19 protein-coding genes are annotated in these 19,931 nt (G+C 44.2%); 4 read left to right on the forward strand and 15 right to left on the reverse strand.

Annotated elements, in window-relative coordinates:
* Positions 1 to 36 precede the first annotated feature (36 nt).
* Entirely contained in the window at positions 37 to 2,073 is a 2,037-nt protein-coding gene (parE, locus tag BMZ95_RS01275) for a DNA topoisomerase IV subunit B (protein WP_046922444.1), read from the reverse strand.
* 195 nt (positions 2,074 to 2,268) lie between these two features.
* On the opposite strand from parE, the gene plsY reads away from it, so the two are divergent.
* Positions 2,269 to 2,868 carry a glycerol-3-phosphate 1-O-acyltransferase PlsY gene (gene plsY / locus BMZ95_RS01280; RefSeq protein ID WP_050781488.1) on the forward strand — a complete coding sequence of 200 codons (600 nt, stop codon included), beginning with the start codon at positions 2,269 to 2,271 and terminating at the stop codon, positions 2,866 to 2,868.
* Positions 2,869 to 3,302: 434 nt separating this feature from the next.
* On the opposite strand, the gene BMZ95_RS01290 is transcribed toward plsY, so the two are convergent.
* The 4 genes from BMZ95_RS01290 to xerC are packed head-to-tail and all read right to left on the reverse strand — an operon-like array spanning position 3,303 to position 7,098.
* Complete coding sequence (locus BMZ95_RS01290) at positions 3,303 to 4,181, reverse strand: aldose 1-epimerase family protein (protein ID WP_046922443.1); 879 nt, start codon at positions 4,179 to 4,181, stop codon at positions 3,303 to 3,305.
* Positions 4,182 to 4,196: 15 nt separating this feature from the next.
* A complete protein-coding gene (gene hslU / locus BMZ95_RS01295) occupies positions 4,197 to 5,615 on the reverse strand; it encodes an ATP-dependent protease ATPase subunit HslU (protein WP_046922442.1) in 1,419 nt (472 codons plus the stop codon).
* Between the two features lie 13 nt (positions 5,616 to 5,628).
* A complete protein-coding gene (hslV, locus tag BMZ95_RS01300) occupies positions 5,629 to 6,171 on the reverse strand; it encodes an ATP-dependent protease subunit HslV (RefSeq protein WP_003693914.1) in 543 nt (180 codons plus the stop codon).
* A 27-nt stretch (positions 6,172 to 6,198) separates the two neighbouring features.
* On the reverse strand, positions 6,199 to 7,098 hold the full coding sequence (gene xerC / locus BMZ95_RS01305) for a tyrosine recombinase XerC (RefSeq protein WP_046922441.1): 900 nt from the start codon (positions 7,096 to 7,098) through the stop codon (positions 6,199 to 6,201).
* Positions 7,099 to 7,350: 252 nt separating this feature from the next.
* On the opposite strand from xerC, the gene BMZ95_RS01310 reads away from it, so the two are divergent.
* Both BMZ95_RS01310 and nadC read left to right on the forward strand, forming a co-directional pair.
* A complete protein-coding gene (locus BMZ95_RS01310) occupies positions 7,351 to 8,559 on the forward strand; it encodes an MFS transporter (protein WP_014073447.1) in 1,209 nt (402 codons plus the stop codon).
* Positions 8,549 to 9,397, forward strand: a complete 849-nt coding sequence (gene nadC / locus BMZ95_RS01315; protein WP_080927173.1) for a carboxylating nicotinate-nucleotide diphosphorylase — start codon at positions 8,549 to 8,551, stop codon at positions 9,395 to 9,397. The genes BMZ95_RS01310 and nadC overlap by 11 nt, the downstream gene beginning before the upstream one ends.
* Before the next feature lie 45 nt (positions 9,398 to 9,442).
* On the opposite strand, the gene trmFO is transcribed toward nadC, so the two are convergent.
* The 10 genes from trmFO to BMZ95_RS01365 form a co-directional block, all read right to left on the reverse strand.
* Entirely contained in the window at positions 9,443 to 10,753 is a 1,311-nt protein-coding gene (gene trmFO, locus BMZ95_RS01320; protein WP_014073448.1) for an FADH(2)-oxidizing methylenetetrahydrofolate--tRNA-(uracil(54)-C(5))-methyltransferase TrmFO, read from the reverse strand.
* A 17-nt stretch (positions 10,754 to 10,770) separates the two neighbouring features.
* A complete protein-coding gene (topA, locus tag BMZ95_RS01325; protein WP_046922440.1) occupies positions 10,771 to 12,894 on the reverse strand; it encodes a type I DNA topoisomerase in 2,124 nt (707 codons plus the stop codon).
* 86 nt (positions 12,895 to 12,980) lie between these two features.
* Positions 12,981 to 13,865 (reverse strand): DNA-processing protein DprA, encoded by an 885-nt coding sequence (gene dprA / locus BMZ95_RS01330; RefSeq protein WP_014073450.1) that lies wholly within the window; start codon positions 13,863 to 13,865, stop codon positions 12,981 to 12,983.
* Positions 13,866 to 13,925: 60 nt separating this feature from the next.
* Complete coding sequence (locus tag BMZ95_RS01335) at positions 13,926 to 14,696, reverse strand: ribonuclease HII (protein ID WP_003693906.1); 771 nt, start codon at positions 14,694 to 14,696, stop codon at positions 13,926 to 13,928.
* Between the two features lie 10 nt (positions 14,697 to 14,706).
* Positions 14,707 to 15,561 (reverse strand): ribosome biogenesis GTPase YlqF, encoded by an 855-nt coding sequence (gene ylqF / locus BMZ95_RS01340; RefSeq protein WP_014073451.1) that lies wholly within the window; start codon positions 15,559 to 15,561, stop codon positions 14,707 to 14,709.
* A 13-nt stretch (positions 15,562 to 15,574) separates the two neighbouring features.
* Positions 15,575 to 16,114 carry a signal peptidase I gene (gene lepB / locus BMZ95_RS01345; protein ID WP_014073452.1) on the reverse strand — a complete coding sequence of 180 codons (540 nt, stop codon included), beginning with the start codon at positions 16,112 to 16,114 and terminating at the stop codon, positions 15,575 to 15,577.
* 102 nt (positions 16,115 to 16,216) lie between these two features.
* Positions 16,217 to 17,662 (reverse strand): S41 family peptidase, encoded by a 1,446-nt coding sequence (locus BMZ95_RS01350; RefSeq protein WP_046922439.1) that lies wholly within the window; start codon positions 17,660 to 17,662, stop codon positions 16,217 to 16,219.
* Between the two features lie 20 nt (positions 17,663 to 17,682).
* Positions 17,683 to 17,916 (reverse strand): YozE family protein, encoded by a 234-nt coding sequence (locus tag BMZ95_RS01355; protein ID WP_014073454.1) that lies wholly within the window; start codon positions 17,914 to 17,916, stop codon positions 17,683 to 17,685.
* A 5-nt stretch (positions 17,917 to 17,921) separates the two neighbouring features.
* Positions 17,922 to 18,554 carry a YpmS family protein gene (locus BMZ95_RS01360; protein ID WP_046922438.1) on the reverse strand — a complete coding sequence of 211 codons (633 nt, stop codon included), beginning with the start codon at positions 18,552 to 18,554 and terminating at the stop codon, positions 17,922 to 17,924.
* Complete coding sequence (locus tag BMZ95_RS01365; protein WP_046922437.1) at positions 18,551 to 19,495, reverse strand: SGNH/GDSL hydrolase family protein; 945 nt, start codon at positions 19,493 to 19,495, stop codon at positions 18,551 to 18,553. The genes BMZ95_RS01360 and BMZ95_RS01365 overlap by 4 nt, the downstream gene beginning before the upstream one ends.
* Positions 19,496 to 19,725: 230 nt before the next feature.
* Here BMZ95_RS01365 and BMZ95_RS01370 point away from each other — a divergent pair.
* The coding region (locus BMZ95_RS01370) for a transposase (RefSeq protein ID WP_191981824.1) at positions 19,726 to 19,931 on the forward strand (206 nt) is incomplete at its 3' end.

A 19,931-nucleotide genomic window follows, 5' to 3' on the forward strand; every position in this document is an offset into this window, starting at 1 on the left:
AATGTGTTGCTTCCGTCAAAAATAGCCCTCCCGTTCCTAAATGTTTTCATCCAAGTCGTCATCAAACAGTGACAGACTCTTTTGTGCAATTTCTTGATCTTCTTTGCTTGAGGCATCCCCATGAGCAGATGCGGCAACGGCAGTATCAAGCAGGCTCCCGTCTTCTTCAAGCGTAAATTTAACGTTTTTTTCAATCCATTTTCGTCTTGGCTCAACACGGTCTCCCATCAGAGTTGAAACGCGTTTTTCGGCCAATGCATCGTCCTCAATTTTGATTCTGACCAAAGTTCTCGTTTCAGGATTCATAGTTGTTTCCCAAAGCTGATCGGCGTTCATCTCGCCCAACCCTTTGAATCGTTGAAGCGTAAAGCCTTTTCCGATTTCTTTTTCGGCCGTTTTAAGTTCTGCATCGGTCCAGGCATACTTGACGATGGTCTTCTTTTTAACTGTTTTTTGAAGCTTGTACAACGGCGGAAGCGCAATGTAGACTCTTCCGGCATTGATCATCGGTCGCATGTATTTATAAAAAAACGTCAAAAGCAACGTTTGAATATGTGCGCCATCGGTATCCGCATCGGTCATGATAATGACCTTGTCATAATTTGCGTCCTCGATGTTGAACTCGGTCCCGACTCCGGCACCGATCGTATAAATCATGGTATTGATTTCTTCGTTTTTGACGATGTCTTGAAGTTTCGCCTTTTCCGTGTTCAAAACCTTGCCGCGCAACGGCAAAATTGCCTGAAACTTGCGATCACGTCCCTGTTTGGCAGACCCGCCGGCAGAATCCCCTTCGACTAAGAAAAGCTCGTTTTTCTTGGCATTCTTTGATTGAGCCGGTGTCAGCTTGCCTGAAAGGAGTCGCTCCTTTTTGTGGCGTTTCTTGCCGTTTCGGCTTTCATCGCGCGCTTTTCTGGCCGCTTCTCTTGCTTCTCTTGCCTTTAGCGATTTGCGCACGAGCTCTTTGGCAAAATCGCCGTTTTCCATCAGGTAGTATCCAAGCTGTTCATTGACAATTCCGTCAACGGCGGTTCTTGCTTCCGGCGTTCCGAGCTTGCCCTTTGTCTGTCCTTCGAATTGAAGAAGTTCTTCCGGAATTCTGACGGAAACCACGCAGGACAAACCTTCTCTGACGTCGCTTCCTTCGAGGTTTTTGTCCTTTGACTTAATCAGATCGACCTTTCTTGCGTATTCGTTGAAGGCTTTGGTCCAAGCGGACTTCATTCCTACTTCGTGCGTGCCGCCGTCTTTTGTGCGCACGTTGTTGACAAATGACATGATCGTTTCAGAATAGCCGTCATTATACTGTGCGGCAACTTCGACTTCGATGCCGTCCTTTTTGCCTTCAAAGTACATGACGTTTCCAAGCGTGTCTTTTTCTTCATTAAGGTAGGAAACAAATTCCTGAATCCCGTTTTCAAATAAAAAGACGTCCTGTTCATCGTTTCTTTCATCGGTCAAAATAATTTTAACGCCTTTCAAGAGGAATGCCGATTCGCGCAAGCGTTCAGCCAGCGTGTCATAATTAAAATGCGTTGTCGAGAAAATCTTTTTGTCAGGTTTAAACGTGACGGTCGTTCCGCTTTGCTTTTTGGCTTTACCGATTTTCCGCAAAGTTCCAACGGGATGTCCGCCATCAACAAAGTCTTCTTCGTATTCAATCCCGTCACGAACGGTATTTACGGTCAATTTTTCAGATAAGGCATTGACGACGGAAGCACCGACCCCGTGAAGTCCGCCTGAGGTTTTATATCCGCCTTGTCCGAATTTTCCACCGGCATGAAGCACCGTATAAATGACTTCAACGGTCGGAATCCCCATCGCATGAATTCCGACGGGAAGACCTCGACCGTTGTCGACAACCGTAATCGAATCATCTTTGTGAATCGTCACGTCAATTTCTTTTCCAAATCCAGAGAGTGCCTCATCAACCGCATTATCAACGATTTCGTAGACTAAATGATGCAACCCTTTGGCATCAGTCGAACCAATGTACATCCCCGGTCTTTTTCTGACAGCTTCAAGTCCTTTCAGAACCTGAATGGAATCATCGCTATAATTTTCAGTACCCATAAATTCGACCCTTTCTAAAAATTTGTAACTATTTTATTCTAACTCAAAAATAAAAGCTTTGGCAAGTAGGAACAGCGAACTTAAATTCGCCAAATTGAAAGTAAATTTGCGCAAAGACTGTCTTTGGGGTTAAAATAATGTCTGTATTAGAAGGAGGAGTTTCTGTTGGATTCAAATACTCTGAAAATCATTGCGATGTGCGTCATCGGCTATTTGCTCGGTTCGATTCCTTCCGGCGTTTGGATCGGCAAATTAATGTACGGCAAGGACGTTCGCGATTACGGCAGCGGAAATATGGGTACGACCAACACGTTTCGCGTGCTTGGAAAAAAGGCAGGAATCATCGTTTTGGTGATGGACATGTTCAAGGGAACTTTAACGGCTCTGCTTCCGATGATGTTTGGCATGCATGTCAACGCTTTGCTGATCGGTCTTTCGGCAATCATCGGCCACGTCTTTCCGATCTTTGCCGGATTCAAAGGCGGAAAAGCCGTTGCGACGAGCGTCGGCGTGCTTTTGGTCTATAATCCGGAGTTCTTTTTGATTGCCTGGGTCATTTTCCTGATCACGCTTTATGTTTCAAGCATGGTAAGCGTTGCAAGCATGGTCGGCTTTACGCTGATTACGGTCGTTTCGCTGTTTTATAACGATCCGATTTTGACGATCGTTGCTCTTGCTTTGACGATTTTCATTTTTCTCCGTCATTGGGGCAACATCGAACGCATCAAAAACGGAACGGAAAACATGGTTCATTTCGGATTGCTTTACAGAAAAAAACAAAAAGAAAACAAATGAGGATGGGAGAAAAGTCCAGTTTTACTTTTGAATTAAACGAAAAGCCGAACGAAGGCGGTCAATTTGCGACTGACTTCGTCCGCTTTTTTAATTTCCAATGCATAAAAACTACTTTTTCAATCAGCAGGACTGCTCAACCAATCTATCCGGGATCTCGCTCAGATTTCCGGACAAACGGCCGTTTTGGACCATTTTGTCCGTAATCAGCCTTTTTGAAACAGTCCGTTTATGGACAGCGTGCCCATTTTCATCGGTGTGTCCGTAACTGACAGCTATTTTGCCAAAGGAAGCGACTGATAAATCAAGCTCAGTTAACTTTGGGACTTATTACTCCGCTATAGCATGCAATCGTCATGCATACGCAAAAACCGGATGATTTGCAGTTAATTGCAAATCATCCGGTTTTTCAATTTGAGGCATAGTTTTCCCCAACCTCATTTGATTGCTATCTTGAATGAAGCATTGAACGTTTCATTCGGAGCAAGCGTTTTGATTCCGTATTTTTTTCTGAAATCCTGCGTCGTATCGGCAGTATCGGCAATGCTCCACCAAGGCTCAAGGCAGACATACTGTCCGTCTTTCGGGTAGCACGACCAAATGCCCAAAGCAAGCGTATTGTCCGACGTCATTTTCACTTGATGATTATGCTTTTTGCTCTTTAAGACCACTTCAACGGGTGCTCCATCATTGCAAAAAACGATTGCGTCATTGCTGAAAGTTTCTCTTGAGACGTTGATTTCAAAGAGGTCTTTTTCTGTGGCTTTATCCAAATCGAATAACCCCTCTGCATTTAACGGCAAAAAGCGGCGTGATTTTTGCCCCGTAATTTCAACGACGTAATCATCGTATTCATCACCGACTTGAAGCTGCGTTGAAAATGCCGGATGGGCACCGATCCCGAAAGGCATTTCCTGACTGTTGGGATTTTCGACCGTATATGCTGTTTCAATGGTGTTTTCAAACAACGTATAGGCGATCTTTAAAACAAATTCGAACGGATAGGCTTTTTTGGTCTCTGAATCTGATTTTAAAACGAAAACAGCCCTTGTCCGCTGCTTTTCTTCAACCTCAAAGTCCATGTCGCGAGCAAATCCGTGCTGATGCATGGAATAGCGCTTGCCGTCGATGAAGTATTCGTCGTTTTTTAATTTTCCGACCGTTGGGAACAACACGGGCGCATGTCTGCCCCAATATTTTGCATCCCCGCTCCAAAGATAATTTGCGCCTGTTTTTTTCAAAATAATTTCCGAAAGCTCTGCACCATGTTCATTGATGCAGACTCTGATATGTTCGTTTTCAAGCATGACGGTCATGTCAAAATCCCCCTTCTACAGAATATATTGGCTGAGATCCTTGTCGGCAACGATCGAGCCGACCTTGTCTTCAACATAGGCTTCAGTAATCGTGATTTCGCCCATATGCATGTCTGGTCCTTCAAACAGCAAATCTTCAAGCAGTTTTTCAAGAATCGTGTGAAGACGTCTGGCACCGATATTTTCGGTTTCGTGATTTACTTTGAATGCAATCTCAGCAATTTTCTCGATTGCCTCTTTCGTAAACGTTACGGAAACGTTGTCCGTGCCGATCAAAGCAATATACTGCTTGACGAGCGCGTTTCTCGGTTCCGTCAAGATTCTGACGAAATCTTCTTTTTGCAAATCGTCAAGCTCGACTCTGATCGGGAATCTTCCTTGAAGTTCCGCAATCAGATCGCTTGGCTTTGATTCTGCAAACGCACCGGAAGCAATGAATAAAATATGATCTGTTTTGATCATGCCGTATTTTGTTTTGATTGAAGACCCTTCGACAATCGGCAAGATGTCTCGCTGAACTCCTTCGCGCGAAACCTCGCCGGAGTTTTGCTTTGATTTGGAAGTAATCTTGTCGATTTCATCGATAAAGATAATGCCGGTATTTTCGGCGCGCTTGATGGCGGCATCGGCAATGTCCCATGAGTTGACGAGCTTGGATGATTCTTCGCGAACCAAAATTTCGCGTGCTTCTTTAACGGTTACCGTTCTGGTGATCTTTTTTTTCGGCGTAATCTGGGCAAGCGCGTCTGAAAGGTCGACGCCCATTTGGCCGAGCATTCCGTCGGCTGCTCCGGACGGAGAGCTTGGCTCATCCATCTGGAGCGTGATTTCTTCATTTTCAAGATATCCTTGCCGAAGTTTTTCGGCAACCGACATGCGCTTGTCTGCAATCTCATCGGTTACGTCTTCAGGTTCTTCCTGCTGATTGAAAAGGTTTGCGTAATTTCCGCTTTGAAGATTGCTCATCATCTTTGAAAATGCTTGCTGCTGCGACATTTTTTCCTGTTTCTTCTGAGCAGGAACGAGCAGTTTCACCAACCGTTTGTCAGCTTTTGCGACTGCTTCTGCACGAACGTTTTTGAACATTTCGTCTTCTTCCATCTTGTAAGAAACTTCAACCAGATCACGAACCATCGATTCGACGTCGCGACCAACGTAGCCGACTTCTGTGAATTTTGTAGCTTCGACCTTGATAAACGGTGCATCGACGATTTTGGCCAGACGTCTGGCTATTTCAGTCTTTCCGACGCCTGTGGGTCCGATCATCATCATATTTTTTGGCGTGATTTCTTCCTGCATGTCCTCAGAAAGCTGCATCCTACGGTAGCGGTTGCGTAAAGCGATTGCGACGGCCTTTTTGGCTTTTGCTTGTCCAACGACGTACTTGTCGAGTTCGGCTACGATTTCTTTTGGAGTTTTTTCATGTCCTGTCAAATCCAGTCCCTCCTTAAAGTTCTTCGCAAATAATATTGTGATTCGTGAAAATATCAATGTCGCCGGCAATTCCGATTGCGGCCTTGGCAATTTCGGCTGCCGACATGCCATCAGCATATTTCGTCATGGCTTTTGCAGCGGCCAAAGCGTAGTTTCCGCCCGACCCGATTGCCAAAACGTCGTCGTCGGGTTCGATTACTTCGCCCGATCCGGAAACAAGCAGCAGATTCTTGGCATCCATCACGATCAGCAATGCCTCCAGTTTCTGCAATGCTTGATCGCTGCGCCATTCTTGCGCCAGTTCAACCGCTGCCCTTTGCAGATTGCCGCTGTATTGATTGAGTTTTTTCTCAAAACGGTCTTCCAAATTGAAAGCATCAGCCACGGATCCGGCAAAGCCGACGACGACTTTGCCGTCATAAATCTTGCGAACCTTGTGGGCCGTCCCTTTCATGATAACTTTTTCGCCCATCGTAACTTGTCCGTCGCCTGCCATGGCCGTCTTGCCATTGTGGCGAACCGCACAAATCGTTGTAGCATGAAATGAAATTGCCATTCTAATTCCTCCAACAAAAATGTAATTTTATGCACGCGGAAAAAATTTTCGGTAGTCCCGCTTAAGATGTTCAGGCGTAACGTGCGTGTATATTTGAGTCGTTGAAATGCTGCTGTGTCCCAAAAGCTCCTGAACCGAACGAAGATCAGCCCCGTTCGCAAGCATGTGCGTCGCAAACGTATGCCTGAGCTCATGCGGATGAATCGTCGTTGTCAAACTGCTTTTTTCAACAATTTTGTTCAAAATGTAGCTGACCCCGGCAGGCGTCAGCTGATCGCCGTAATGGTTTACGAAAACAAAGTCATGTTCCTTTTGATATTTTTCCATGACCGGCGTGCGCATTTTTTCAAAGTAAGCCTTCAACGCATTATCGAGATAGCTTCCAAACTGAACATAGCGATCCTTTTTGCCTTTCCCGTGAACCAGAATCGAACGCATCGGAAAATCAATATCCTGCATCTTCAAACCGACGCATTCGCTGACGCGCATTCCCGTTGAATACAAGTTCTCAAGCAATGCATTGTCACGAACGGTCAAAGGATCGTCCCCGCAAACGGCTTGAAACAGCGCATTCATTTCTTTTTCGTAAAAAAAATGCGGCAGTCGTCTCGGATGTCGTCTCAAAGAAACGTATGCAAAAGGATCCTGATCGGCTTTATCGTTTCTGACAAGAAAACGGTAAAAGGCCCGCAAACTTGAAATCTTGCGCGAAACGGTCGTCGTCTTGAGTTCTCTGTCATAAAGCCAGCTCATATACGCATGGACATCGATATTATTGATGTCCTTGAACGATTTCAAACCGCCGCTTTCATCAAGGAAACGGCAAAACTCGTTCAAATCCTCAAAATACGAGGTAATCGTTGCCTCGGAGTACTGTCGCTCAACTTTGAGATATTGCTTAAATTGTTCAAGCCATTCTTTTTCCAAGGCTGACACCCCCTCATTTCATTTTCCTTCACAAAGCATATTAAGTCAAGGTCAAGCGATGCTTTGTGCCAAGTCTTAAGCAAATTTGAATTTTCGCTTGAAAATTCAAATATTTTGTTCTATCATTGTTTTTAAGTATTAACGACTTTTTTATTTGCGCAGATAAAAGTCTAAAATACATTTATTTTCAGACATATTAAAGTATTTGATACTTAAACGGAGTACAAAAGCTTATGAGGTGAATTAATTATCATGGATTATACACAAAACAAAAGCAATCTCAATCCCTTTTCAACTTTCCTGATCATCGGAACGGCCTGGGCCTTTGATGCCTTGGACGTCGGCCTGCTTTCGTTCGTCATGCCGCTGATCAGAAAGGAATGGCTGCTTACGCAATCCCAAACGGGACTGGTGAGTTCTGTCAGTTCAATCGGAATGATTGCTGGCGGCTTTTTATTCGGTCACTTGGCTGATAAGGTTGGTCGGCAAAAAACGCTGATTGCTTCTTTGCTGCTTTTTTCGCTCGGAAACGTCGTTTTGGCCTTCACCCAAGGATTCTTGCCCTTTTTGATCGTTCGCTTTATCGTCGGTGCCGGACTTGGTGGCGAACTTCCGGTAGCCGCAACCTATATAGCGGAACTGTACAGCGGCAAAAAACGCTCAATGATGCTGATTTTGGCAGACAGTTTCTGGGCCGTCGGCTGGCTTGTCGCAGCCTTTTTGTCATATGCTTTGAGCGGACTTTTAGGCTGGCGCGGGCTTTTGATCGTGACTGCCTGCTCTGGATTTTTCGTAGTCGCAATCAGAAAACACGTCTCGGACAGCGATGACGTTAAGCAAAATACGAAGGAAAAATTTGATTTCAATTCCTTGAAACAGGCCTTTACGTGGCGTACGCCATTGCTTTGGACGGCATGGTTCATGGTCATGTTTTCCTACTATGGCATGTTCATGTGGCTGCCAAGCATTCTTGTTTCAAAAGGAAACAGCTTTGTTTCAAGCTTCGGATACACGACATTGATGGTTGTTGCGCAGCTTCCCGGCTATTTTGGCGCGGCATGGCTGACAAAACACGTCCGGTTGCGTTATATCTTTTCAGTTTATATGCTTGGGACCGCTTTGGGAGCCGTGATGTTTGGAAATGCAGTGTCCGTTTCCGCAACGATCATCGCCGGCTGCGTTCTGTCATTCTTCAACCTTGGTGCTTACGGTGCAATCATCGCTTTGACTCCAAGCCTTTACCACGTGAAAACGCGCGGCACGATGACCGGACTTGCGGAAGGCATGGGACGTTTCGGTGCCGTTGTCGGACCGCTTTTGGTCGGATTCTTGATGGACAAGGGAATTTCAATCAATTCGATTTTTATTCTCTTCATGGTTTCATTGATCGTCGGTGCGATTGCCGTTTTGGCATTGCCTGACGAAAACCTTTCAAAGGACGGACAAAATCATGCTGAATAAACTGCTTGCAAAAGAAAAATTAGCTGAATTTCTGAAAGAAGACTTAGGTTTTGGCGATCTAAGCACCGCTTACCTTCCAGACGGTGAAACGGCCGGATCGTTCATTGCCAAAGAAGACGGAATCGCGTGCGGCCAAGAAATTCCGGGAATGGTCTACGAACTTCTTGGCGGTGATGCCGTTTACAGCCCTTGCGTCAAGGATGGTGATTTCATAAAAAAAGGCACGGTGATGGGAAAAGCTGTCGGAAACGCCAAAACTCTTTTAGCCGGTGAACGCGTTTCATTGAATATGATGCAGCATATGAGCGGAATCGCCACGAAAACCAAAAAGGCTATCGATCTTTTAGACGATGATTCAATCAAGCTTTGTGATACCAGAAAAACGACTCTCGGCCTGAGAATGTTTGACAAGTACGCCGTAATGATCGGCGGGGGTCACAACCATCGCTTTGATCTGACCGGTGCGCTCATGTTAAAGGACAATCATATTGCGCTTGCCGGCAGTATCAAAAATTGCGTTGAAAACATCAGAAAACATATTGGTCCGTTGACTCCGATCGAAGTCGAAATTGAAACGATTGACGAATTAAAAGAAGCAATCGATGCCAATGTTGACGTGATCATGTTTGACAACCAGTTGCCGCAAACAATACGAAAATGGAAAGAAATAGTTCCTGCCCACGTTAAAATCGAAGCTTCCGGCGGAATCAGCTTTTCGACTATTGCAAGTTTCAAAGGATGCGGTGCTGATTTCCTGTCAATGGGAGAGCTGACCAATGAAGTCGAACCGTTAGACATCAGTTTCCTGGTCAAAAATGCAGTTAAAGCTGAATTTTAAAAAACAAAAAGGAGAGTTGCCTATTTGGCAAGTCCCCTTTTTGTTTTATAATTCGTTTTCCAATTTGTACTTGTCAAGAATATCCAAAGCTCGTTTGGATAACGCCAGATTTCTTTCGCGCTTGTCGCGAATTTTTTGCGAAAGACGCGGCACGATTCCAAAGTTGGCATTGATCGGTTGGAAGTTTTTGGCACTTGCATGCGTAATATAATGAGCCATTGCCCCCATCATCGTCTCAACTGGGAAAACCAACGGATCTTTGTCTTCAATCAACCGAGCGGCATTGATTCCGGCATAAAGCCCGCTTGCAGCGCTTTCGACATAACCTTCGACGCCAGTCATCTGACCTGCAAAAAGCAAATCTGAGCGTTTCTTCGTCTGGTAGGTGTCTTTTAAGAATTCAGGCGAACGAAGATAAGTGTTTCTGTGCATGACGCCGTAGCGAACGAACTGTGCATTTTCCAAACCGGGAATCATTGAAAAGACGCGCTTTTGTTCTCCCCATTTGAGATGAGTCTGAAAACCGACAATGTTATACAAATCACCAACGGCATTATCTTGGCGCAATTGAACTACCGCATAAGGCTCTTTGCCGGTTCTGGGATCTTCCAATCCGACAGGTTTCAGCGGGCCAAACAGCATCGTTTTCTTGCCGCGTGACGCCATCTGTTCAATCGGCATGCATCCTTCAAAGAATCTTTCGTTTTCAAAGGCATGCAGTTCGGCAGTTTCAGCATTAATCAGTTCATTGTAGAAATTTTCGAATTCTTCTTCCGTCATCGGACAGTTGAGGTAAGCAGCATCCCCGCGATCATAACGTGATTTGAGATAAACCTTGTCCATGTCAAGCGAAGCCTTTTCAACGATCGGTGCGGCCGCATCATAGAAATAAAGTCCTTCATCACCCATGAACTCTTTGATTGAATCTGCAAGCGAGTCTGAAGTCAACGGACCTGTCGCAATGACCGTCAACCCCTGCGGCAATTCCTTGAGTTCTTCTTCGATGACCGTAATATTTTCATTTTCATGCAGCGTTTTTGTGATTTCGCCGGAAAAAGCATCACGATCAACTGCCAAAGCCCCACCGGCAGGAACGCTGTTTTCATCAGCGGCTTTCATTATCAAAGAATCAAGCTGTCGCATTTCTTCTTTCAAAAGTCCTGCTCCGTTAGTCAATTGGTTGGCCCGCAAAGAATTTGTACAGACAAGTTCTGCAAAATTTCCCGTATGATGAGCCGGTGTGTTCTTTTTCGGTCGCATCTCGTAAAGTCTTACTTTGATGCCCCTTTTAGCCAGCTGCCAAGCTGCCTCGCTTCCGGCAAGTCCTGCTCCGACCACGTTAACGCATTTTTCCATTAAAATCCTCCATTTGGCTATTTTTGAATAGCTTCTTCATAATCGTTATTTGGACACTTGACCTGCATCCCTTGTTTTGTTTTCTTTTCAATCAAGAAATGCCCGCATTTAGGACAATCTCTTGCAATCGGCTTATCCCATGAAATGAAGTCACATTCAGGATACCTGTTGCAGCCATAGAAAAGCCTGTTCTTCTTTGATTTGCGCTCAATAATTTCACCGCGCTTGCATTGCGGACATTTAACGCCGATTTGTTTAACGATGGCCTTGGTGTTGCGACAGTCAGGAAAGCGACTGCAGGCGTAAAACTTGCCGAATCTTCCCATTTTGATGACCATCGGAGCCCCGCAAATTTCGCAGTCAAAGCCTGCAGGCTCATCTTTTATTTTGACTTTCGCCATTTTTTCTTCAGCAGTCTTGACTTCAGTTGAAAAAGGCTTGTAGAATTCATCAACAACTTTGACCCATTCCTGTTTTCCTTCTTCAATTTCATCCAGCTGATCTTCCAACTTAGCAGTAAATTTGACGTTGAGGATATCAGGGAAACATTTGCCGATCATATTGTCGACAATTTCCCCCAGCTCAGTTGGTTCAAATTTTCTCGCAGCCAATTTGACGTAGTAGCGCTTCTGAATCGTATTCAAAGTCGGTGCATACGTTGAAGGACGACCAACGCCGTTTTCTTCGAGCGTTTTGATCAAAGCTGCTTCCGTAAAGCGTGCCGGTGGCAAAGTGAAATGCTGATTTGGCTGATTCCTGCTCATGATGACCTCATCACCGTTTTCCAAATCCGGCAACATATTGTCCTTATGCTTTGAATCAGCATAAACCTTCGTAAATCCGTCAAATTTAAGCTTTGAACCGGTTGAACGATATGAAACACCATTTTGCTCAAGATCAACGCGCATCGTATCAATAACGGCAGGCGTCATCTGACTGGCAACAAAGCGTGACCAGATCAGCGAATAAAGTTTCATTTGATCCTTGTCAAGGTATTTTTCAAGCGATTTTGGCGTTCTCAAAACTGAAGACGGTCGGATTGCTTCGTGCGCATCCTGAGCTCCTTCAGCAAGCTTGCCTTGACGCGGTTTGATTGCGGCATAATTTTCACCGTACTCAGAATGAATAAACTCCGATGCTTCATGCTTGGCAACTTCAGAAATACGCGTCGAATCAGTACGCATGTAGGTAATCAAGCCAACGGTGCCGCTACGACCGATGCTGATGCCTTCATAAAGCTGCTGAGCAACCATCATCGTCTTTTGAGTTCTGAATTTCAAATTGTTGTTTGCGACCTGCTGCATCGTTGATGTCGTAAACGGAAGCGGAGGTTGTCGCTTGCGTTCTTTCTTTTCAACGTTGGCCACCGTGAACGGCTTTTTCGTATCGATGCGTTCCATGACGGATTTGACGGCATCGTTATTCTGCAAAGCAGTCTTTTTGCCGTCAATGCCGTAAAAAGAACCCTCAAATTTTGAGCGGCCTTTTTTGAATTCGGCATCGATCGTCCAATATTCTTCAGGATTGAAATTTCTGATTTCTTTTTCGCGCTTAATAATCAAGTTCAAAGCGATTGACTGCACGCGTCCCGCAGAAAGACCCTTTTTGATTTTTGACCATAGAAGCGGAGAAATCGAATAACCCACCAAACGATCGAGCGCCCGCCGAGCCTGTTGAGCATCAACCAGATTCATATCGATTGCACGCGGAGTCTTGAAGGCATTTTTAACCGCATCTTTCGTAATTTCATTAAATACGACGCGATTCTTGTCCTTTGGATCCAGTCCCAACAAATAGGAAAGATGCCATGCAATTGCTTCTCCTTCGCGGTCCGGATCGGCTGCAAGATAGACGTGATCGGCTTTCTTGGCCTCTTTGCGCAATTCTTTGATCACGTCGCCTTTGCCCCGAATTGAAATATAGTGAGGCTCGTAATTGTTTTCAACGTCAATTCCCATCTTGCTTTTGGGAAGATCGCGAATGTGCCCTAAACTCGCCATTACTTTATAACGATTGCCGAGATACTTCTCGATCGTTTTAGCCTTTGAAGGCGATTCCACGATTACAAGGCTCTTTTTGGGAGTCCTTCTGGTTGTTTTCTTTTTTGGTTTTGCTTTAGTGCTACCATCCTTAGTTGGCATGAACCCAACTCCTTTTGCTTTTCTATTACGCTGATATCCGTTCAAGCATTTTATTTAACATCTTAAATAAAATTTCGATACCAATGTTAAGGTAATTTAATGTGATTTGTCAAGAAATTTGAAAATTCTTCAATAATATCTTCCGAACACAATGCAGGTTTTGCACCGGCCGCAATCAATTCGTTCGTTCCTTGCGACAAAGATTCGGTAATTTTTCCGGGAATTGCCAAAACGTTGCGATTTTCTTGCAAAGCAACGTTTGCGGTAATGAGCGTTCCGCTCCTGTGTCTTGCCTCAACGACCAAAATAGTTTGAACAAGCCCGGCAATGATGCGATTCCGTTGCGGAAAATGAAATTTCAGGGGCTGCGATCCAAGCGGATATTCCGTCAGCAAAAGCCCCTTGGCAGCCACTTCGTTTTGAAGCATCACGTTGCCCCTTGGATAAACAACGTCGAGTCCCGTTCCGATGACGGCAATCGTTTTGCCACAATAGTTCATCGTCATTTGGTGCACGATGCTGTCAGTGCCCTTTGCAAGCCCGCTGACGATGACGATTCCCTGATTGATGACGTCCGGCAAAAGCAGCTTCAAACTGTCTTCTGCATACGGTGAATGAACCCTTGACCCTACTACTCCTAAAGCCGGCTCGTTCGTCAATTCGAAATCTCCCTGAAAGTAAAGCACGACCGGGGGATGATAGATTTCCTTTAAGGCTTTAGGATAATTACGATCGATGATCGTTGCGACTCCCGCATATTCAACGTTTTTTCGATATGCTCGTTCAACCTCGGGACTGAATGCTTTTTGAAAAATTCTTTCAAGTTCAAACGATTTTCCTTCAATGAATCTGTCCGTTTCGGAAAAGTTTGGAATTCTGTCGTTTCGTTCGATAAATTCAGCGATTGAAAGCTGGATTGAATAAGGAACTCCCATGACGCTCAGCTTGATTAAAAATTCTCTTTTATTCATAACGCAAACCTGCCTTTTTTACTCTTTATATACTAATAAAGGCGCAAAAAAGCAGCCGAGCTATTTAAAATATTTTGATTTGATCGGTTCAAAAGTCATTCTGTGAATCGGACACGGTCCCAGCTTTTCTAATCCTGCCAAATGTTCCTTGGTTCCGTATCCGTCATTTTTGGAAAAACCATATCCTGGATAAATTCTGTCATAAAACTGCATCAAATGATCTCGATTTACCTTGGCAACAATGCTTGCGGCTGAAATAGAGGCAGATTTGGCATCTCCTTTGATAAGTTTTTTTTGAGGGATGTCGGTTTCAATCTGCATTGCATCGATTAGAAGCTGCTCGGGTTTGATGCGCAATGACTCGACGGCTTGTTTCATCGCAACTCGTGCTGCTTCATAAATGTTGATTCTGTCGATCATCCGATTGTCAACACAGCCGATTCCGACATCAATTGCGCGTTCCAAAATCAATCCGTAAAGCTTTTCCCTTTTTTCCGCAGTCAGCTGTTTGGAATCGTTGACGTCAATCAAATCAAAATCGTGCGGCAAAATTACGCAACAAGCGATAACGGGCCCTGCCAATGGTCCGCGACCGACTTCATCGATTCCTCCGACGTTTTCAATGCCAAAATTCCAATAAGCACGCTCAAGTTTGAGTCTGTTTTCAAACTCGGCCTGCTTTTGTAATTTCTTTTGAATTCTTTTGTCATACGACAAAAGAAGCTTTTGAATTCCTTTGCGCCCGTCTTTTCTGAACGTCTCCAATAATTCCGGTGTCGGGTCTTCTTCAAGAAGCCTTTTCGCCTGTGCGATCGTCATCTTTTTTTCCATGCCTCAACCCCTAAACTTTGGCAGGATCTTTGGGAACGGCATCCAACGTGAAACGTCCGAGTTTTCCCTTGCGGCATTCAAAGATCAAACGCTCGCTTGCACGATCATAATCTTCTTTGAAGCCCATTTTCCTGGTAATTGAAAGCAATAGTTCGACGGTCGGCTGATCCAGATCCGATTCATCCAGTTTATAGCGCTCCGTCAATGCTTGAGGATGGTTGTCGACGAAATATTCCAATTCGTATAATGCAACGTCGTCTTTGGCATAAAGCGTATCTTTGACAGCACCAGTCAAGGCAAGCTTTTTGCCAACGATCGGATCTTCAAATTTTGGCCACAAAATTCCCGGAGTATCAAGCAGCAACAGGCTTGAACCGGCTTTCAGCCATTGCTGCGCCTTGGTGACCCCGGGCTTGTTGCCGACGATTGCGACGTTTTTCTTTACCAATCGATTGAGAAGGGTTGATTTTCCGACGTTCGGAATTCCGATGCACATCGCCTTGATGCGCGAATTCTTGATCCCGCGTGCTTCTTTTGCCGCAATTTTTTCTTTTAAGACTTCCTTGATTTTCTTTTCGATTGCGGGAAGCGTGCCCTGGTTGCTGTTGACGGCAATTGCCGGATGTCCGTTTTGCTCGTAATACGCGATCCATTCTCTCGTCAGTTTGGGATCTGCAAGATCCATCTTTGTCAAAACGATAATGCTTTTTTTGTTTTGCAGCAATTCTTCCAATTGAGGATTTCTTGAAGATTCCGGCAATCTGGCGTCAACCAGTTCCAAAACGATATCTACTGCATTTAAATTTTCCTTGACCTGGCGCAAAGCTTTTGCCATATGCCCAGGATACCACTGAATAACAGTCATTTTTTCCTCCGCTTTAATTGAATAATTTGAATGAAGTAATCGGCCAATAATTCAACAGAACGCGGCCTGATATCCATTCGCTTTTAATGGTTCCGATTGTTCGAGAATCCTTGCTGATTCTGCGGTTGTCTCCCAACACGAAATATTGATTTTTAGGAACCCTTTTCTTGCCGATAAGCTCGTTCAAAGAAAAATCGGATGTATAGGTATTGTATTGTCTCTTGACGTCATCAAGAAACGATTCGTCAACTGCTTTTCCATTCACGTATAAGGTGTCGTTTTTATAGGAAATCATGTCTCCAGGAAGTCCAATGACGCGTTTGACGCATGTTTTTCCGTTGGGAAGCGTAAAAATCACGATTTCAAAACGCTTGACCTTGCCGTATTTTCTAACCAACACCTCATTTCCGTCATGCAAAGCAGGTTCCATCGAGTTGCCGACAACTTCAACCGGAGTGAGAACGAAAGTCCTAAAAAACAATGCCGACAAGCTCGCCATTCCGACCAACGGAACCCAGTATTTCCAGTTGAACCTGTTCAGCATCTTTTTCATGGAATTCGCCTCCTCATAAATTTGTTCACACTATTTAATCATAACAAGGATTTGCTTAAAAAAAAAGAGCGAACCTGCCGATATCGGCAGGTTCACCTTTAATTATTTCAATTCGTCTTCTGCTTTTTCAAGCACAGGATCGTTTTGATTTATTTTTTGAGAAATCTGCGTTTCAAGAGTCGTCAAAGTCTTCGTATCAGCCTTGCCGTTAACGGTCAACTTATTTTCTTTTTGATAGGCCTCGACTGCTTTTTGAGTTTTCTCTGAGAAATAGCCGTTTTCTTTACCGGCATCATATCCTAGGAAATTCAGCATCTTTTGCAACGACTCAACCGAACTGCCGCTGTCGTCCAATTTCAGCTCTTTATTGACGTTAGGCGCTAGAACATAAGCTATGCTTGGATAGTCTGCCTTAATATCCGGTTGCAGTCCCTTGTGATGAATCCAAGTTCCGTTCGGAGTCAGCCATTTTGCAATCGTCAGCTTAAGTTCCGTTTTGTCCTTAAATGGCAACGTATTTTGAACCGTGCCTTTCCCGTACGATTTCGTCCCGATGAGTTTGACGCCCGCTGACTGACGCAAGGCTGAAGAGAAGATTTCAGCAGCGCTTGCCGAACCACCGTTGATTAAAACGACCGTCTTTTCGTGAACCTTAAAGCCGTTGTCAAACTGCTTGCCGGCACGATAAATCGTCGGCTTGCCTGACCGTGATGCTACCTGCAAAATAACTTTGCCGTCTTTAACGAACATTGACGACATTTTCAATGCCTGATCCATTAAGCCGCCTGGATTGTTGCGCATGTCGATGACAAAAGACTTTGCCCCTTGCTTTCGAAGCGAGACGATTGATTGTTTCATTTCCCTTGCCGTGTTTTGCGAGAAAGTCGTCACTGCAATCACGCCGATTGACTTGTTTTTAGAATCCAACGTTTCCGTGACGGTTTTGACTGGGATTTTTGCCCTGACCAAAGTCTTATCGAAAGTCTGCCCGTTTCGTTTGATCGTAATCGTGACCTTGGTTCCAATCTTGCCGCGCATGATTTGGACGGCCTTGTTTAGCGTCATGTCGGATGTTTGGTGTCCGTTGATTTTAACGATCAGATCATTGGCCTTGATTCCGGCCTTTGAAGCCGGAGTACCTGCAATCGGTGCAATGACTTTGATCGCATTGCTGCTTTTTTCGACCTGAGTCCCGATGCCTCCGAAACTTCCCGACATCGTATCGTTTAAATTGGAGCTTTCTGTTTCGGACATGTATTCTGAAAAAGGATCGCCCAATGCGCTGATCATGCCGTTAATTGCTCCGTCCGTCAGCTTCTTTTGCGAAATCTGCTTATAATAATTATAATAAAGCGTACTGTAGACCGAACTGATTTTGCCTAACGACTGGTTGGCGGTTTCAAGTTCTTTGACCTGTTTGTTCATAAAATAATAAACGGAACCGCCTCCCACGAGAAGAGAGACAACGATTGATACAAAAATTCCAATAAAGCCTAACCGTTTTTTGAAAAGCTTTTCTTTAAAAGAACTGCTTGCTTTTTTTGTCACTATTTTTTCCTTCCATCTGCTTATGCGTTTTTGTCCAAATACAGCTGCCACGCATCATCAAAAACCGTCATTGAAGACACGTAGCCTGCTTCAAGTTCCAAGTAGTCAGAGATTTCATCATGGTCGATGGATTGCTTCGGGAAAGCCAAATCATAAAATGCCGCATTCGCAAAAGTTGCCATCTCAGTGTTTTCGTCCGGATTGCGCAGCGTCATTAAAAATGCATAAAAAGTCATCGTACCTTTAACCATCATGCCACCTACTTGTCAAGCGGAATCGACACGTTGAATCTGATATCGTCGGTTTGAAGATTCAAACTTTGTCCGCGAACTTTGATGCCTTGCTTTTTCGTCAATTGATTCAAGTCAAGCATGATTTTTGATCTTTTTGAATCAATTTTGGCCCAACGTCCAAGATCGTAGTTGTTTTTGACGTATCCCAAAACAAAGCTTGGCGGTGCGTTCAAAGAACCGATTGCAACCGATTTGGCATTCAAAACGATGTTTCCGTCAGAGTCAAGCACAGGTTTCGTATAAAGCGTAAAAGAAACATTGGCTCCCAAAATTTTGGTCGTTCCCATTAAAATCGCGGACTTGTCGAGTAAAAAACGATACCTGATCGAATCTTTGGTTTGATTTTGTTTCAAATAATAATTGATTGCCGCTTCAAGCTGGTCCTTGTTCATGCTGACCGACAAATCAGCATACTTGTCGGCCGAGGCTTCCGTTTTTTCAACGATTTTGTTCTGATCAACGCTTGGAGTCGTAACTTTGACAAAGATAAACATAAAAAATGCAATTACCAATCCCAGCAAAATGGCAAACGCCCATTTCCACGGATTGGCAGGCTTCGTCAGCTTAACGGTTTTTCTTTTGTGTTCCGTCAAAATCATTCATTTCCTTTCTTAAGCCACAGATCTTCATGTTTTTCCATCACTTCGTAAAGCCTCGATGTCATATATCTGTAGCCTTTTTTATTGGGATGAAAATGGTCAGCATCAGACAGATAGTCATTCTTTTCTGATTTGTCGTTCAATGCGGTTTCAAGTTTTTGATTTGAAAGTTCAGCCAGATCAGAATTTGCCTCCTGTTTCAGTTTCTTCTTTGAATGACCATAATATTGGCCTTCGGACAACTGATCGCAAACATCGACGAACTCCATTTTATCATCCTTTTCAGCATGAGATTCAGCAATTTTATTCCATTCTTTAGTATATTCCTGCATTGGGGTCAAGTTTGGAAAATATACGTAAAACGGATTGTACACGCTGATTAAAAAAATCGGTGCCTTGCTGTTGTATTTTCTGACTGCCGTAAACAAGGATGAAAGTTTTGCATCATACTTCTCTTCTTCTTTTGGCATCACCTTGTCAAGCTTGTTTGCAGCAAGTGCCATAAAGTTGTTTTGCATGACCTGCATCAGATCGTTTCCGCCGACCGTCATCGTAATCACGTCTGCATCTTCCAAGGCGTCTTGAAGCTTCTTGCTGGTTTCGACACGCTTTTCAATCTGATCGCTTCTGTCGCCCGTTTTGCCAAAGTTATTGGTCGTGACCGAAACGTTGTGCTCCTTGTTCAGCTTTTGCTTGATCATGTGGACGTACCCGCCCTTATTTTCAGGATCGCCAACCCCATGAGTCAAGGAATCGCCCAATCCCACCAACGAAATGTCTTGTTTCGGAACTTTTCTGGAACTTGCTGCCTTGGCGGTATCCGATTTTTCCAAATCCACTTCGTTTTGAGTTGAAACCGTGCATTTCAATAACGAAAAAGCACCGACGGAAACCAACAAAACCACGCCCAAAAAGATTAATAAACTCTTTGCTTTCTTCACTTAATAAGTCACCCCGTCTAAATTACATATAAGAATATTGTATAACATCTTGCCGCTGAAAATCAAAAACGATGCCAGTTTTTGTTGTTAAATTCTTCAATTGTATGTTAAAGTCTTTTTGAGGGGTTATGCCCGTATAATGGTGTAAATTGATAAAAAAAGAGAGCCAAGTGCTCGTCTCCCAGGTATAATTAAATCACCTAACAAAATAATACTAGGAGGACAAACAAATGGCTCAATTAAATATTACCTTAAATCAAGAGGAAATTCTACAACTTCTTTCAAAGGATCACGATCAGGCATTTCGCGAACTGCTGCGTAAAAGTCTCAATAGTATTCTGATGGCGGAATCCACTGCTCAACTCAAGGCTGAGCCTTACGAACGGTCAGAAGAACGCACGGACAGCCGCAACGGCACTCGAGAACGCGAGCTCAA

The sequence above is a fragment of the Ligilactobacillus ruminis DSM 20403 = NBRC 102161 genome (assembly GCF_900113455.1).
Classification (GTDB): domain Bacteria; phylum Bacillota; class Bacilli; order Lactobacillales; family Lactobacillaceae; genus Ligilactobacillus; species Ligilactobacillus ruminis.

What these genes read in the sequence shown, in the direction of transcription:
- ylqF (WP_014073451.1), bottom strand. Translation starts at nt 15,561, where the DNA reads ATGACTGTTATTCAGTGGTATCCTGGGCATATGGCAAAAGCTTTGCGC.
- hslV (WP_003693914.1), bottom strand. Translation starts at nt 6,171, where the DNA reads ATGGCAATTTCATTTCATGCTACAACGATTTGTGCGGTTCGCCACAAT.
- parE (WP_046922444.1), bottom strand. Translation starts at nt 2,073, where the DNA reads ATGGGTACTGAAAATTATAGCGATGATTCCATTCAGGTTCTGAAAGGA.
- trmFO (WP_014073448.1), bottom strand. Translation starts at nt 10,753, where the DNA reads ATGGAAAAATGCGTTAACGTGGTCGGAGCAGGACTTGCCGGAAGCGAG.
- lepB (WP_014073452.1), bottom strand. Translation starts at nt 16,114, where the DNA reads ATGAAAAAGATGCTGAACAGGTTCAACTGGAAATACTGGGTTCCGTTG.
- plsY (WP_050781488.1), top strand. Translation starts at nt 2,269, where the DNA reads ATGTGCGTCATCGGCTATTTGCTCGGTTCGATTCCTTCCGGCGTTTGG.
- nadC (WP_080927173.1), top strand. Translation starts at nt 8,549, where the DNA reads ATGCTGAATAAACTGCTTGCAAAAGAAAAATTAGCTGAATTTCTGAAA.
- BMZ95_RS01360 (WP_046922438.1), bottom strand. Translation starts at nt 18,554, where the DNA reads ATGATTTTGACGGAACACAAAAGAAAAACCGTTAAGCTGACGAAGCCT.
- dprA (WP_014073450.1), bottom strand. Translation starts at nt 13,865, where the DNA reads ATGAATAAAAGAGAATTTTTAATCAAGCTGAGCGTCATGGGAGTTCCT.
- BMZ95_RS01335 (WP_003693906.1), bottom strand. Translation starts at nt 14,696, where the DNA reads ATGGAAAAAAAGATGACGATCGCACAGGCGAAAAGGCTTCTTGAAGAA.
- BMZ95_RS01355 (WP_014073454.1), bottom strand. Translation starts at nt 17,916, where the DNA reads ATGATGGTTAAAGGTACGATGACTTTTTATGCATTTTTAATGACGCTG.
- BMZ95_RS01290 (WP_046922443.1), bottom strand. Translation starts at nt 4,181, where the DNA reads ATGACCGTCATGCTTGAAAACGAACATATCAGAGTCTGCATCAATGAA.
- topA (WP_046922440.1), bottom strand. Translation starts at nt 12,894, where the DNA reads ATGCCAACTAAGGATGGTAGCACTAAAGCAAAACCAAAAAAGAAAACA.
- BMZ95_RS01310 (WP_014073447.1), top strand. Translation starts at nt 7,351, where the DNA reads ATGGATTATACACAAAACAAAAGCAATCTCAATCCCTTTTCAACTTTC.